Raw genomic sequence first — 14,391 nt, 5'->3', positions numbered from 1 at the left:
GTATCCCAAGAATTGCGGGCAGCCGAAGATCCAGAATTTGAAACTTTCTATACCAAGAACATTTTGCTCAACGAGGGTATCCGCGCTTGGATGGCTCCTCAAGATCAGCCTCACGAAAAATTTGTATTCCCCGAAGAGGTACTACCCCGTGGTAACGCTCTCTAATAGATCAATGGTTGTAGGTGGTCGTGACCAAGAATCCACTGGGTTTGCCTGGTGGGCTGGTAACGCCCGTCTGATAAATCTGTCCGGTAAACTACTGGGCGCTCACGTTGCTCACGCTGGCTTGATTGTATTCTGGGCAGGAGCAATGACCTTATTTGAGGTCGCTCACTTCGTTCCCGAAAAGCCCATGTACGAGCAAGGCTTGATCCTGCTACCTCACTTGGCAACTCAGGGATGGGGTGTAGGCGCTGGTGGTGAAGTAATTGACACATTCCCCTACTTTGTGGTCGGTGTACTCCACCTAATTTCCTCTGCAGTACTTGGTTTTGGTGGTATCTATCACGCTGTGCGTGGTCCAGAAACCTTAGAAGAATACTCCTCCTTCTTTGGTTATGACTGGAAAGACAAGAACAAGATGACCACCATCATCGGTTTCCACCTCATCATCTTAGGAGTAGGTGCCTTGTTGTTGGTACTGAAGGCAATGTTCTTCGGTGGTTTGTATGACACCTGGGCACCTGGTGGTGGTGACGTTCGCGTCATTACTAACCCAACATTGAACCCCGCTGTGATCTTCGGCTACTTGCTGAAGTCTCCTTTCGGTGGTGAAGGTTGGATTGTTAGCGTTGACAACTTAGAAGACGTTGTTGGCGGTCACATTTGGGTTGCCTTGATCTGTATTGGTGGCGGTATTTTCCACATTCTCACCAAGCCCTTCGGTTGGGCGCGTCGCGCTTTCATTTGGTCTGGTGAAGCTTACCTCTCCTACAGTATCGGCGCTCTATCATTGATGGGCTTCATTGCCTCCATCTTTGTTTGGTACAACAACACCGTTTACCCCAGCGAATTCTTCGGTCCTACCGGTCCTGAAGCTTCTCAAGCTCAAGCTCTAACCTTCTTGATCCGTGACCAACGCTTGGGTGCTAACGTCGGTTCTGCTCAAGGTCCCACAGGTTTGGGTAAATACTTAATGCGCTCTCCCACTGGTGAAATCATCTTCGGTGGTGAAACAATGCGCTTCTGGGATTTCCGTGGTCCTTGGTTGGAGCCTCTACGTGGTCCCAATGGTCTAGATCTCGACAAGATCAAGAACGATATTCAGCCTTGGCAAGCTCGTCGCGCCGCTGAGTACATGACTCATGCTCCTCTGGGTTCTCTAAACTCTGTGGGTGGCGTGGCTACCGAGATTAACTCCTTCAACTACGTATCTCCTCGTGCGTGGTTGGCATGTTCTCACTTCGTGTTAGGTTTCTTCTTCCTGATTGGTCACTTGTGGCACGCAGGACGCGCCCGTGCGGCTGCTGGTGGTTTCGAGAAAGGTATTAACCGTGAAACCGAGCCAGTATTGTTCATGAAGGAACTCGACTAAGTATCTCATTTTCTTTCATCACTGATAATCAATCAGCTCCTGTGTCACAGCAGGAGCTTTTTCTTCTCGTTACCAGGCTCCGCCTGGGAATGCCTACCATGAGGCAGAGCCTCACTTAACCAGCAAGGAAAAGTAAGTAGTCGGACAAAATTAAATTCATTATTTGTAGAGTTAAACGCGATCGCTTCAGCGTGATTATTTTAAATCTATCTCGAGGTGAGGAGTTGATAATTATAATTAAAGAGCGTGCGACCTTAGAACAGGTTGAGCAGATGCTACAAACTTTGAGGATTTACATCAAAGTTGTGGTTGACATCGAACGCGGTATATTAGCTGGAGGCGGAGAAAAACATGCTCACTGTGAAGCTGTATTACTAGAAGACGGTAGTAGACAGCGTGACATCTGGGGTGCTGATTGGACTCCGTTCAACCAATCAATGGATTACGAATCGATTATCAATATTCGTCCGAGTCAAAACAATCGTTCGATGATAATTCAAGACCCAGCAATACGGGAACGTGTAAAACGAATTACTCAGGAGTTAATCGGTGGATACGAAATTGAATTTAAATGAAAAACAAGCACGCTTCCAAAAAGATGGTATTCAGTTACGCTTAGGGCATATAGCCTCTAATTTAGCACGCATTAGGTCATTCTGTAATACTGCTTATAAAAAAGCTGTTGAAATTGTCATAGATGAAACTGAGTGGTTTATCGAATGGACAGCAGCAGAAATTGAACCAGAGCAAGCTGAGGAACTAGTTAACATTCAAGTTCAATTAGCACGTTGGCAACTGACTTTAGATAATATTTGGTTGGATGAACTCCGTATTGCGGAGATAGCCCAACAAGCGGAAACATACTCACAAAGAGTTTTAGACATGTCAGGTTTACTTGAATCCATCACAGATAACCCATCTCCCGCAGTGTCTTGATGTCAGCTTCAAACTCCTCAACATCATAATGGATACAAATTCCGCGACTAGCAATTTCGCGTTGGAACTCGATTAAATTCATTCGGTGCTAGATGACGAGCTTTCCCAATGCTGATTTTATCTTGTTGTCACAACATAATCGCAATTTCTAGCTTTAATTCGGCTTCTGACATTCGGTGCTGATTGAAGAATATCATCCGGAATTACTACGCTCATAGTGTTTTCTTGAAATAATTGGGTTTACTATTTTCAGCTTAAACGATGTTTGTGGCAGTTTCTGCTCTTGTTCTACACACTTGTTAAAAGCCCAGACTAGGATCTGTTTCACAATGCAGAAAAAGCTCTCCACAGTTCTAGCATTTTTGCTTTGAGTGCTACAATTGCTTCTTCTAAAGTTTCACAAGGTTCTGTATCCAGTAAGTGAGCATCACCAACATCAGCACTTGACCAGAGATAGGAATGTTGACCGATTGTTAAACTTCCTTGCCACTTGTTTTCATGAGTTTTATCAAGTGTTATAAACAAACGTCGTGGCATTAATTCTTCGGGATTAATAACCAACTCTCCCCAAACAGAAAAACCAAAATACTCTTCATTTTTTTCGTTATTATATTCCCAGGCAGTAAAGAACGGAAAAGCCGTTTTAACTTGCTCTAAAACTTGTTTAATTTCCGATTCTGTTAATATATTTTCATTCATAATTTGTCATTTAATAAGTAGAGTATAGAGTGCGATTATCATCATATTTTATCACCGGGTTGAGCGATCGCAGGCTAATCGTGATCCCATCGCACTCCCTTTACTCCAATCCCCAAGCGGCAAATATAAGCCACTACAGAGCGATAGTAGCTGACTGCATTGGCACGGGCTGATATCGTGTAGAGATCGCACTTTTTTTCGGCAGTTTAGTGTACCACTTTCAAATTTGCTCAAAATGAGTAGCATAGTTGAGCGCTTCGGGTTATGCTGTTGTTTTAGCTAGTCTTGTGATGAATCAGCAGTTTTTGATGCAAGTTTCAGATGTAACAGCGTAGAACAGTTCAATTTTACACATGAACTTGCATTCTCAAGACTGGTAGTGAGATTGTTTGATTAGTGGTTCTACAACTTCTTGAGAAACCAGATTATGCGGCGTTTTATAATTGCTCCCAATTGGTTGCGGTTTCTAATTGTCTTGTTGTTAGTGTTGGGTATATTTTTTCGCTTCTACAATCTTGAGGGCAAAGTTTACTGGCATGATGAAACATATACTTCACTACGGATGTCTGGTTATACAGCAAGTGCTGTGAAGCAACAAATCTTTAATAGTCGTGTTTTAACAAAGGAAGACTTTGCCAAATTCCAACGTCCTAATTTAGAAAATGATTTAGGTGACACAATTAAATCTTTAGCTATTGAAGATCCTCAGCATCCGCCTCTTTACTATATTATAGCTAGATTTTGGGTGCAAATCTTTGGTAATTCTGTCACAGCGATTAGAAGTTTATCGGCATTGATTAGCTTGCTAGTTTTATTCGGCGGTTACTGGCTGTGTCAGGAATTATTTAATGTGCCGTTTTCCTTACCAGGGATTGCGATCGCACTTATGGCAATTTCTCCAATCCACCTAATTTTTGCCCAAGAAGCACGAGAATATATTTTGTGGCTACTAACAATATTATTATGCAGCGCTTCACTATTACGAGCTATACGATTAGAAACATATCGGTTGAAAGACTCAGAACGTATATATAATTGGGGAATTTATGCAGGAACTTTAACACTTAGTCTCTACACATTTTTGTTAAGTGGATTTGTTGCTCTTGCTCATGTAATTTATGTAATTGCCTTGACAAAACGGCGGTGGAATAAAATATTATCAGCTTATTCTCTAGCAACGTTAGTAGGATTCATCGCCTTTATTCCTTGGATATTAGTTGTAGTCTCTAATTTTTTACAACTACAAATGTCCTTAGGATGGACAACGATGAAGTTATCTTTTATCATTTTAATTCAATCATGGTTTCTACAAGTAATTAGGATATTTTTTGATTTAGACGTTGGCTTTGAAAACCCATTATCTTATTTAATCACTCCTGCTTTTTTAATTTTAGTAGGGTATGCAATTTATTTTCTTTATTTGACAACTCACCCAAAAACTTGGTTATTTATTATTACATTAATTACAATACCAGCACTACCTCTAATGCTACCTGATTTAATTTTTGGTGGGGTACGCTCGGTTTCCGGACGATATTTAATCCCTTCTTATTTAGGTATTCAACTAGCTGTTGCTTACTTGCTTGCTACTCAATTATATAACGGCATTCTTTCTCGTCGGCGAATTTGGCAAACAATTATGGTACTAGTAATTATGGCAGGTGTAGTTTCTTGTGCGGTGAGTTCTCAGGCTAACACATGGTGGAGTAAAGTTATTAGCTATGGCAATCCACAAGTAGCGAAAATTGTCAATCAGGCTGCTCGCCCACTAGTAATTAGTAATGATACAGGCATTAATTACGGAAATATATTTTCTCTAAGCTATCTTGCACAGCCAAAAGTCAGGTTTCAGTTGGTGAAGGGAAACAACGTACCTAAGATTTCTCCAAATTATAATGTATTTTTATTTAATCCTTCAAAAACTTTGCAAAAGGCAATAGAAAAAAAGTATAAATACAAGGCAGTAACTGTTTATAAAGATCAATATTACTCTTTATTGAAATTAACTAAGCCTAAAGGTAAATAACCATTACACATCACAACTTACATTGTAATGAATTAAAAATTGTTTCTGCCGTTTGTTCAGCGTCTTGTGCAGTTGTGATTAGCTCTACATAACGCTGCGTGTTGTTAAGAACGACAGTAGCATTATATCGAAGAGCGGGTACAGAAGGTTTTTGGTCAGACCAAGCTAATGTACCTTGTTGAATTGTCACGGGTACAACTTTACCGCAAAATATTTTTTGTTCTGTACGGGAAGTTGTAACTTGTAAGTCGCCTGTTGGATGGTAAAAAAGTGAGGGGATAGAATCACTTTCAGGTATTTTACCTTCTAGCCGTGCTTTGGCAACAATCAGTGATACTTCTGGGGGGTTTTCTTGACTAGTTGGATTATTACTAGGTAAAGAACTAGTAATTACAGCAACTGTCACTCCACCAATATTAATGCCAAAGACGTACTGGGGGTTGGCAAGAGTTGGATTTTCGATTAGAGTGTTAGCGATCGCTTCTGCCCTAAATGGAGAAAATGCATTCCGCAGGGTTTTCAAACCTAAACCCAGCAGCGCAAACACTATGACTGCGATTGTCGCAACGCTAACTCCTACTCCTTCCCAGATACTTACGGAGTATTGCTGTTGTGAATTTTGAGCAGGAGAGTCAGTGTTCATTTTTAGATTTTGGATTGAATTTAAGTTAAATCAATACCCAGGAAATTATCAAAAAATCGGGTGCGCCATAACAACCGCACAATCAAACACCAGTCTAGTGCAACAAAAGCGATAAACAGATAACTGGCTGGGCTAAGTGAGGCTAACTCAAAAAATCTTTGATTAGCAGGAATAGAGACGATAATAAAGTAGACAACTATGAGCACAAAAGCTGTAATAGTATAGCGCCAGTCACGGCTTAAGGGTTCACCTGCAACCCATGCGCGTGTTGGCGGTTTGAGAAAAGGAATTAGTAGCAATTGACCCATCACTAGAATAGTTGTCAATGCAGTACGAGGAATGGCACGATTAAGTTGGGATAAATTTGCCCCTGGGGGCAAATCCAGAACAGCATAGATTAAGAAGAGTAGGTATACTAACAACGCGACTAGGGTAAGAGTTAAACTTGCGGGAATCACAAAATGCAGCATCGAACGCACTACCCCACGCCGAGGAATAGCACCTGGTTTTGCCCAAATCGGAATTACTGTGGTAGGAAAACCAACACCAACTAAAGCAATCAAAGCACTTTGTTTATTATCTAGTGGAAAACTGTTAGTGACGACGGAAGCGGAAAAAATTAGTAATGTGATGCAAATACCCCGCACCAAGAACAGTTTCATCGCGTCTATAGCACCGTTACGGATACGTTGCCCTTCAATTAAAGCTTGAGGTAAGGCACTGAAAGAGTCCTTTAATAGTACAATATCAGCAACTGCTCGTGTAGCTTTAGAACCACTTTCCATTGCTATAGCCAGATTTGCCTGTTTCAGTGAGAGTACATCATTTACGCCGTCACCTGTCATAGCTACATAACGCCCTGAATTACGTAACGCTTCAACCAACCTGGCTTTTTGCTCTGGAGTAATCCGCCCAAATATTGTGTTAGTTAATGCTGCTTGGGTAAACTGCACTTGATCCATTTGTGCCAGTTGTTGCCCAGAAACTAGTTTTGCATCTGGATGAAACCCAACCTGTTTTGCCAACGCTGCTACTGTTTGGGGGTTGTCGCCGGAAATTACTTTTAGTTCCACCCCTGCCGAGGCAAAACCCATGAGTGTTTCTCTTGCTTCTGGTCGTAACACATCACTAAAGTTTATCACACCTAGTGGTATGAGATTAAGTGGTAAATGGGGCATTTCTTCAGCTATTAATGCTTCTACATCTGGGCTAGATGCAAATAGCAAGACGCGCAAACCCTGCTCTACTCCGGTTTGAATAAATTCTTGTATTTCCGGTGTAAGTGATACTACCGCTGAGAAAGCTTCTGGTGCGCCCAGAAAGTAAACGCCTGATTTAAAAGCTAATGCACTCCACTTGCGCACTGAAGAAAAGGGTACTTCAGCCACAACAGGAAGTGTTTTTCCTGGGTAAGCTGCGGCGATGGCTTCTGTAGTTTTGTTTGGGCTGCTAGTATTAGCGGCGTAGTTAGCCAATAAAGCAATTAATTCTTCTTGACTTACTCCAATCGGAACAAGAGTTTGCAAACTAATTTGATTAGTCGTGAGCGTACCAGTTTTATCCAAGCACAGCACATCAACGTTACTGAGCGACTCTACTGCATTCGCTTGCTGGATCAAAACATTTTGTCCCAGCATCCTTACTGCTCCCAAACCATAAGCTAAGGTAATTGCGATTAAAAGCCCTGCTGGTACTAAACCTGCTATCACAGCAATGCGCTGCACCAAATCCTTTAGAGAATGCTCATTGCTAATAAACCCAATAATCGTTAAAATCCAAAGAAAGCATGCAGTGAGTAGAAATACTCGAATGACCTGATTAATCTCGCGCTGGAGGGGAGTCAATGCTTGACGGTAAGCTCTTGCCCCCGTTACTAGGTTATGAGCTGTTGTTTGGTTGCCTACTTTCTCGGTTTGGGAATAAACACTACCACTGACACAAATGCTTCCAGAAAAAATCTGATCTCCTGCCACTTTGGGAATTAAATCAGATTCACCTGTCAGTAGGGATTCATCAACTTCAATCCTACCTAAACCAATTACTACCCCATCAACCAGAATTTGATCTCCTGCATGTACTGGTATAATATCTCCGACGACAATTTCATTGGGGTCAATTTCTGCTTCACGCCCGGATCGGATGACAACTGCTTTTGGTCGGTTGAGTAGCGCAATGCGATCGAGTTTCTGTTTAGCCCAAATCTCCTGGTAAACACTGACTAGCATTGCTCCAAAAACTACAACTACAACTAAAATGGCATCTCCGAACCGTCCTAGCAAAATGAATACCAAGCTAATGCCAAAGAAAACTGCGTTGATGAAGGTGAAAACATTTTCCCGTAGAATTTGACGATAGGAACGACTGCTTTGAAATTTCACATCGTTCCCTAGCCCAGCTGCCCGTCTTTGGATCACCTCGTTTTGGGATAAACCCTGTAGATCCGGAGTCTGGCTCATTGCTGCTGAACTACTCATGATTTGGCTATTATATTCCTTAACATATACGAACGGCTTGGCATTACTTTATTATTATCTGCTATCTAAAACTTACTTAAACCTATCTAGATTTAAAGTTCAGTTCCTGCTTCACACTGGGGAGTCGGCTCCTAACCAGTCCACAGGCATTTTCCTTGTCCGGAGACAAAGCTTCAACCCCTAGCCGGAGTCACTACGATATCTGGTGCTAATCTTAAATTAATTGCAGCTTGAATATCTCTATCAATTGGAGGTGCATCACAATGCGGACAGTCAAAAATTCTATCAGACAAAGATAGTCCTGTATGTTTTTGTAAACAAACCATACATTGTTTTGATGATGGATACCATCTGTCTACTATTTCAACCTTGGTTCCATAAACGTACTGCTTGTATTCTAACTGTCTGCGAAACTCATAGAAACCAAGATCGGATATTGCAGCTGATAACTTACGATTAGCAATCATGCCTTGCACATTCAAATCTTCAATTCTAATCCTGTAGTAAGTTTTACTTAAATCGGTTGTCAATTTATGTAAAAAATCTTTACGCTGATTAGCAATCTTGGCGTGCTGTTTTGCTAGTTTTTGGTAATACTTTTTAGCATTTTTAGATGCAGGAGTTTTTGTTTTTCCGCTTCCTAACTGCTTGTTTCTATTCCGATACTGCATTTTAGCCAGCTTGGTTTTCGCTTTTTTCATTGGCGGGGGTGCAGCTATCTTTTTGCTTTTATCGTCACTATCATTCGTTGTAGCAAAGATTGAAACTCCTAAATCTATACCTACTGATTCAATAGGATGAATCAATGGTGTAATTCTATCAGCATCTACTGTAAAGGATACATACCATTTATCTGCTGTCTTACTAATTGTGAATGTTTGAGTTACGTATCTACATTTTAATTTTTCTTTTAATCTAAAATTCCCTAGTGTCGGTATTTTTATTCTTTTTCCTACATCCAACAAAGATTTACCATTAGCATTATCAACTGTAAATGATTCTCCCTCTTTCTTACTCTTAAATTTTGGGTATTCATTTTGACCTTGAAAAAATCTAGTAAATGCATCTTTCAGATTCATGAATGAATGCTGATATACCCGTGAGGATAACTCTTTCATCCATTCAAATTCTGCACGATTTTTTGTAATATTAGTAAAAATCTTTTTAATTGCGTCTAACTTTTTGGACGTACTACCTTTAAACTGAGTATAATCTAACTCCTTATACAAGATTAATCCATAGTTGTACACAAAGCGAGAAAACCCTGCATGTTTAGCCATTAAAGTTTTTTCTTTATTATTTAGTTTTAATTCCACCTTAATGGCAAACATTGACTTACCTATTTTTAATTGCTATAGTTAGTATACACACTATAATTATAAAAGTCAATGCGCTTTGAGAAGAAAAATAAATTTGGGTTTACCACAAATAGGGAAGAACCGCTAGATAATGTTCCACTAACCTTAAGACTAAAGAAGGGAGTCAGAGAAGCTTTAAAAGAAATTCCAGGATGGCAGTCAGATATTAGAGAATTAATTGATGAATATATAAAAATTAAGAAAATTTAATCCGGTAAACCTTTTCAATATAAAGAGGTTTAAACAATTTTAGATAAGTTTTTGACTACTTATTCTTTTCTCAGTTGAAAGCTTCTTCAATAGGAAACGTGGTAAGCGCGATCGCACTTCTTCTCTTTCCCAGGTTCGCACTCGACGAGGAGATGCTCTGCATGGTAACAAGGACGCCAGAATTATAAAATATTGATATATTTTATACTCAACCTCAATAAATACATATGTTACACTTAGAACAGATATTAAGCAGTGTCAGTACCCTATCAAGTGGGCAATCTGAAGCGTTAAACCAAGCTATAGAATGGTATCAGTCAAAGCCAGAACAGCCATATATATTACGTGGATACGCAGGCACCGGGAAAACCTACGTCGTTCACATCATTATCAAGGTACTGCAACGGGTGTTTCAGGTGGAATCTGAAGACAAAAGTTTGAAAACCGCTATATGTGCGCCTACCCACAAAGCACGAGCGGTACTTGAGGCAAGCGCTTATAATACTGGGCTAAAAAATGTTCATATTGCTACCCTACACTCTTTACTACACGTAATGCCAGGGGAATACGACCAAAACGGTAAACAGAAGCTCATTCCGAATAAGTGGACAAGGGAACCACATTACCGCACTTTCAACTTGGTGGTCGTAGATGAAGCTTCAATGATCGGCACAGAGTTGTACAATATGATTCCATATGATAGAATCCCAACTATATTTATGGGCGATCCGGCACAGCTACCACCCATAGAAGATGAATTAGATGAATCTCCGGTATTTAGCTTGCCAACTGGGATAGAATTAATGCAAGTGATGCGCTACGAGGGAGCGATCGCGTCTTATGTAACTGCATTACGCAACAACATCACCAGTCAGTTTCCACCACGCCTGTATTCAGCGGGTAACATCACGAAAATGAAACCGGAGGCATGGCAAGATGAATTAATCTCAAGATTTCAAGATGTTGATTTAGATCAAGATCCAAATAACATTCGTGTTCTAGCATGGACAAACAAGCGAGTAGAAACCATCAACAAAACTATTCGCAGTGCTATTTACGGGGAAGATGCAGAGCCATTTGTAGAAGGCGAGATTCTCATGGCAAAAGACGTAATCATCACGCGAGATGATGAAAACAACGACAGAAAGACAATTGTGATGTACTCCTGCCAGGAATGTGTAATTATTAATGTTAAACCCGGAAGTGTCCGGATGATGACTACCGGAGCTTACATTGATATTTACACTCTTAAAATTGAAACTGATACAGGAAAAGAAGCATCATTGCTAATTGTCCATCCTGATAGTTGGAATTATATGAAAGACTATCTCAAGGATTTTCGCACAAGTATCTTAAGAGAACCACCGGAAAACCGAGGAAAGCGTTGGCAGCAGTGGTATGAAATTCTCGAAATTTATAATTTGGCTTTTCACAGCGGGAATATGATGCACCGACTTCAATATGCATACGCACTCACCGTTCATCAAAGCCAAGGCAGCACCTTTAAAAATGTATTTGTCGATACTGTGAATATCTTCGGATGCCGTCAGAACAAATTGAGAAACCAGCTATTGTATGTCGCCTATAGTCGCGCATCCGAGAATTTATACATTTCTTCCAAGTTTTAAGTTTTCCATAAAATAGATTACTAACCTACGGGTGATATAATACTGATCAAAGTCGAGGCACTTTTTGATGCCGATGGATCAAGATAGCTCTCTGCTCAATATAGTCAACTCACACCTACTTAACCAAGTTGCACCATTAGCCAACGATATAGACAGCAACTCGGATGCTCTAGTTCATGCACTTCAGGAACTTGGGGAATTAGGTGTTTTGGCGCTAAGAGTTGGAAACCGTTGGGGTGGAAAAGACGTCAGCGAACAGACATTCCACAGCTTTCAAGAATTGGTAGCTCGGTATTCGGGTGCTTTGGCATTCTTGCAAACCCAGCATCAAAGTGCGGCTGGGATGCTTGTTGCAAGTAGAAATTCCGCTCTCCAACAGGAATATCTTCCGCGTATGGGAAATGGTGAAGTTTTACTGGGTGTCGGTTTTTCTCAACTACGACGACAAGATACCGTGATTGTAGCTGCACCTGTGACTGGAGGATATAAACTAGATGGGTTTGTGCCTTGGGTAACAGGATGGGGAATATTTAGCGAGTTTATTGTTGCGGCGACACTGCCTGATGGGAGTGCTGTTTTTGGTATTGTACCTTTGGTTGAAACACATTATTTAGGTGGTAGGATTACGTTTAGCGATCGCCTACAATTAGTAGCAATGACATCTACTAATACTGTAACAGCTACTTTGACTAACTGGTTTTTGCCTCAAGAGCGTGTGGTTTCGATTAAAAGTGCGGGTTGGATTCACGAGCAGGACAAAAATAATGTTCTGCGTGCCACTTTTTTAACCACTGGATGCGCTCAAGCTGGTATTGATATTTTAGAGTCTGCTTTCCGCACAAAGTCGCAACATTTTATTAGCAATGCTTTGGAGTCTTTAGCAGCGGAGCTTAACAATTGTCGCACTGCTATTCGGGAGGCGCAACAAAAAGGTGTGGAATTCGCACAATGTTTGCAATTGCGGGCTTGGGCGATTGATTTGGCTGTGCGTATAGCTCATGCGGCGGTGACTGTTTCTAGTGGTGCTGCTAATTTGTGGGATCATGGTGCTGGAAGGGTGTACCGGGAGGCGTTGGTTTTTACTGTTAGTGGTCAAACTACTGCTGTAATGGAGGCTACGCTGGAGAGGTTGGTGAGGTTTAATGAACCGCCATCAATTAATGTTACTTATGCGCGAGTGATACATTTAAGTCATGTGATTGACAGTGATATCCCGCAGTGGGATGGCGATCCGCCAGTGGATTTTGATCTTGTGGCGGAACTGGATAAGGATGGTTATTATCTGCGGCGGTTCTCTATGGGGGAACACAGTTCTACTCACTTTAATGCTCCTAAGAGTTTTCACGTTGATGGTGTGGGGGTTGAGCGATATTCTGCTGAGTCGCTGGTAGTACCTGCTGTGGTGATAGATGTTCGGAAACAAACAGCGGTTAATTCAGATTATGTCCTCACTATTGCTGATGTTCTGGCTTGGGAGGATCTTTATGGTGAGATTCCGGCTGGTTGTATGGTGCTAATGTATACTGGCTGGCAAGAAAGGTGGTTGGATAGAAATGCTTTTCTTAACAAGGATGCTCAGGGAGGTTTGCATTTTCCTGGGTTTAGTGGCGATGTTACACGCTTTTTGTTAGAGGAACGTGATATTGCTGGGGTAGGAATTGATACTCATGGGGTCGATTCAGGACAAGATACTACTTTTGTCACTAATCGGTTGGTATTAGAACAACCTCGTATTGTGTTGGAGAATTTGACGAATTTAGATCAGTTACCGCCTGTGGGGACTACCCTTGTGATTGGGGTACTGAGGTTGCGTGGTGGTTCTGGTTCTCCGGCGGCGGTGATGGCGTTAGTTTTGTAAAAGCAGATCAAGATTTGGTAGAAAGAGGTTGAGCGATCGCTCAACCTGATTATTCTTCAATCTTCTCGTTGATTTAACCATGCTTGTAAATCAGCCACCGAGGAAAAATCTAACAGTGCTTCTCCCAATCCTTCAAGTTGTTCTATCGATAATTCTCTGACTTGCTGAATTAATGATGCATCAATTTCACCAAGACGGCGATTTAGCTGACGTATAACTAGACGTTGTTCTCCTTCAAGTCGCCCTTCAAGTTGCCCTTCAAGTCGTCCTTCAAGTTGCCCTTCAAGTCGTCCTTCAAGTCGTCCTTCCAGCTTTGCTTGTTCTCTATCTCGTTGGTAAAGTGGTTCTAATCGCATAACTAACTCCCGATCTTCTTCTTCTAAATTTTGATTAATTCTCAAGTTTTCTTTCAAGTTATAAACTAATTCTAACGTTGCTTTTTGATATGGTGTATTTGTTGGTAATGCTTGCAGTTCAGTAATTGCTCTTTCTTGCACATTTCCTCTACCCAACAATCTCAACCATAATGTCTCTGGTGTTGATGGTAGCTGATGTATGACCACAATTGCTGCCCGCAATGCTTCCCCTAAAAAGTATACTCCCGGCAACCATCCGGCTTGTTGGTTCACGTTAAAGCTCGATAGTATTGTTGCCGATGCCGTGGGGGTTAGAACCCACAATTTGGGTATTGTTTCTTCTATAAGTTTAGTATTTTTTGTCTTCGCTTCTCGTCGCATGTCCGCCTTGACTTCTAATACTTTGATCAGACAGTCACAAATTTCATCTGCCGAAGCTGGATTGCGGAATATTTCTAATAACATCGGTGATTCAGCAAATCTCCCCAGCAGACCTAATATTTCTAAGTTTGAAGTTTGTGGTTGTGCCGGAATGAATAAAACATCAATTTCTTTAATTTCTCCTGATACTTTTTCTGAAGGCTTAACTTCTCCATAATTTTTGAGTAACTCTTCTAGATAGTCCTTGGCAAACTTGTCATGTATAAAGCGGGTCATTGAATTTTAAAA

The 14,391-nt window shown here is 41.1% G+C and carries 13 protein-coding genes and 1 pseudogene; 8 read left to right on the top strand and 6 right to left on the bottom strand.

What is annotated here, in order from left to right:
• From ICL16_RS02495 to ICL16_RS02480, 4 genes and pseudogenes are all read left to right on the top strand, one after another.
• A pseudogene (locus tag ICL16_RS02495) lies at nucleotides 1-165 on the top strand (photosystem II D2 protein (photosystem q(a) protein)); the annotation flags it as partial.
• A complete protein-coding gene (gene psbC / locus ICL16_RS02490; protein WP_190825313.1) occupies nucleotides 149-1,534 on the top strand; it encodes a photosystem II reaction center protein CP43 in 1,386 nt (461 codons plus the stop codon). The pseudogene ICL16_RS02495 and the gene psbC, both read left to right, overlap by 17 nt.
• 224 nt (nucleotides 1,535-1,758) lie before the next feature.
• The gene (locus ICL16_RS02485) at nucleotides 1,759-2,109 is read left to right on the top strand and encodes a DUF5674 family protein (protein ID WP_238360563.1); all 351 of its coding nucleotides are present in this window, start codon (nucleotides 1,759-1,761) and stop codon (nucleotides 2,107-2,109) included.
• Entirely contained in the window at nucleotides 2,084-2,470 is a 387-nt protein-coding gene (locus ICL16_RS02480; protein WP_190825312.1) for a hypothetical protein, read from the top strand. The genes ICL16_RS02485 and ICL16_RS02480 overlap by 26 nt, the downstream gene beginning before the upstream one ends.
• Here ICL16_RS02480 and ICL16_RS47115 read toward each other — a convergent pair.
• Together ICL16_RS47115 and ICL16_RS02470 are read right to left on the bottom strand one after the other, a co-directional pair.
• Complete coding sequence (locus tag ICL16_RS47115; RefSeq protein ID WP_337906891.1) at nucleotides 2,439-2,552, bottom strand: UPF0175 family protein; 114 nt, start codon at nucleotides 2,550-2,552, stop codon at nucleotides 2,439-2,441. The genes ICL16_RS02480 and ICL16_RS47115 overlap by 32 nt on opposite strands.
• Before the next feature lie 242 nt (nucleotides 2,553-2,794).
• Complete coding sequence (locus ICL16_RS02470) at nucleotides 2,795-3,169, bottom strand: hypothetical protein (protein ID WP_190825311.1); 375 nt, start codon at nucleotides 3,167-3,169, stop codon at nucleotides 2,795-2,797.
• A gap of 427 nt (nucleotides 3,170-3,596) precedes the next feature.
• Here ICL16_RS02470 and ICL16_RS02465 point away from each other — a divergent pair, with 427 nt between their 5' ends.
• Complete coding sequence (locus ICL16_RS02465; RefSeq protein WP_190825310.1) at nucleotides 3,597-5,195, top strand: glycosyltransferase family 39 protein; 1,599 nt, start codon at nucleotides 3,597-3,599, stop codon at nucleotides 5,193-5,195.
• Between the two features lie 10 nt (nucleotides 5,196-5,205).
• Here the strand turns inward: ICL16_RS02465 and ICL16_RS02460 are convergent, their stop codons facing one another.
• The 3 genes from ICL16_RS02460 to ICL16_RS02450 all read right to left on the bottom strand — a co-directional run bounded on the left by ICL16_RS02460 (nucleotide 5,206) and on the right by ICL16_RS02450 (nucleotide 9,643).
• Nucleotides 5,206-5,838 carry a hypothetical protein gene (locus tag ICL16_RS02460; protein WP_190825309.1) on the bottom strand — a complete coding sequence of 211 codons (633 nt, stop codon included), beginning with the start codon at nucleotides 5,836-5,838 and terminating at the stop codon, nucleotides 5,206-5,208.
• A 20-nt stretch (nucleotides 5,839-5,858) separates the two neighbouring features.
• Nucleotides 5,859-8,312 carry an HAD-IC family P-type ATPase gene (locus tag ICL16_RS02455; protein ID WP_238360562.1) on the bottom strand — a complete coding sequence of 818 codons (2,454 nt, stop codon included), beginning with the start codon at nucleotides 8,310-8,312 and terminating at the stop codon, nucleotides 5,859-5,861.
• Between the two features lie 173 nt (nucleotides 8,313-8,485).
• On the bottom strand, nucleotides 8,486-9,643 hold the full coding sequence (locus tag ICL16_RS02450; RefSeq protein WP_202895379.1) for an RNA-guided endonuclease InsQ/TnpB family protein: 1,158 nt from the start codon (nucleotides 9,641-9,643) through the stop codon (nucleotides 8,486-8,488).
• Nucleotides 9,644-9,700: 57 nt separating this feature from the next.
• On the opposite strand from ICL16_RS02450, the gene ICL16_RS02445 reads away from it, so the two are divergent.
• The 3 genes from ICL16_RS02445 to ICL16_RS02435 all read left to right on the top strand — a co-directional run bounded on the left by ICL16_RS02445 (nucleotide 9,701) and on the right by ICL16_RS02435 (nucleotide 13,366).
• Nucleotides 9,701-9,880 carry a hypothetical protein gene (locus ICL16_RS02445; protein ID WP_190825308.1) on the top strand — a complete coding sequence of 60 codons (180 nt, stop codon included), beginning with the start codon at nucleotides 9,701-9,703 and terminating at the stop codon, nucleotides 9,878-9,880.
• A gap of 227 nt (nucleotides 9,881-10,107) precedes the next feature.
• Nucleotides 10,108-11,508, top strand: a complete 1,401-nt coding sequence (locus ICL16_RS02440) for an ATP-dependent DNA helicase (protein WP_190825307.1) — start codon at nucleotides 10,108-10,110, stop codon at nucleotides 11,506-11,508.
• Nucleotides 11,509-11,581: 73 nt separating this feature from the next.
• Nucleotides 11,582-13,366 carry a cyclase family protein gene (locus tag ICL16_RS02435; protein WP_202895382.1) on the top strand — a complete coding sequence of 595 codons (1,785 nt, stop codon included), beginning with the start codon at nucleotides 11,582-11,584 and terminating at the stop codon, nucleotides 13,364-13,366.
• A 56-nt stretch (nucleotides 13,367-13,422) separates the two neighbouring features.
• Here the strand turns inward: ICL16_RS02435 and ICL16_RS02430 are convergent, their stop codons facing one another.
• Nucleotides 13,423-14,379: a DUF4351 domain-containing protein gene (locus tag ICL16_RS02430; protein ID WP_190825305.1), complete on the bottom strand. Its 957-nt coding sequence runs from the start codon at nucleotides 14,377-14,379 to the stop codon at nucleotides 13,423-13,425.
• Nucleotides 14,380-14,391: the final 12 nt, after the last annotated feature.

Source organism: Iningainema tapete BLCC-T55 (assembly GCF_014698965.1).
Classification (GTDB): Bacteria; Cyanobacteriota; Cyanobacteriia; order Cyanobacteriales; family Nostocaceae; genus Iningainema; species Iningainema tapete.
The sequence above is the reverse complement of the archived record's forward strand: the minus strand, read 5'-3'. Positions and strand labels throughout refer to the sequence as shown.

Excerpts from the sequence above, each read along its gene's own strand:
- ICL16_RS02445 (WP_190825308.1), top strand. The coding sequence starts at position 9,701 with ATGCGCTTTGAGAAGAAAAATAAATTTGGGTTTACCACAAATAGGGAA.
- ICL16_RS02450 (WP_202895379.1), bottom strand. The coding sequence starts at position 9,643 with ATGTTTGCCATTAAGGTGGAATTAAAACTAAATAATAAAGAAAAAACT.
- ICL16_RS47115 (WP_337906891.1), bottom strand. The coding sequence starts at position 2,552 with ATGAATTTAATCGAGTTCCAACGCGAAATTGCTAGTCGCGGAATTTGT.
- ICL16_RS02440 (WP_190825307.1), top strand. The coding sequence starts at position 10,108 with ATGTTACACTTAGAACAGATATTAAGCAGTGTCAGTACCCTATCAAGT.
- ICL16_RS02465 (WP_190825310.1), top strand. The coding sequence starts at position 3,597 with ATGCGGCGTTTTATAATTGCTCCCAATTGGTTGCGGTTTCTAATTGTC.
- ICL16_RS02435 (WP_202895382.1), top strand. The coding sequence starts at position 11,582 with ATGGATCAAGATAGCTCTCTGCTCAATATAGTCAACTCACACCTACTT.
- ICL16_RS02455 (WP_238360562.1), bottom strand. The coding sequence starts at position 8,312 with ATGAGTAGTTCAGCAGCAATGAGCCAGACTCCGGATCTACAGGGTTTA.
- ICL16_RS02430 (WP_190825305.1), bottom strand. The coding sequence starts at position 14,379 with ATGACCCGCTTTATACATGACAAGTTTGCCAAGGACTATCTAGAAGAG.
- ICL16_RS02470 (WP_190825311.1), bottom strand. The coding sequence starts at position 3,169 with ATGAATGAAAATATATTAACAGAATCGGAAATTAAACAAGTTTTAGAG.
- ICL16_RS02460 (WP_190825309.1), bottom strand. The coding sequence starts at position 5,838 with ATGAACACTGACTCTCCTGCTCAAAATTCACAACAGCAATACTCCGTA.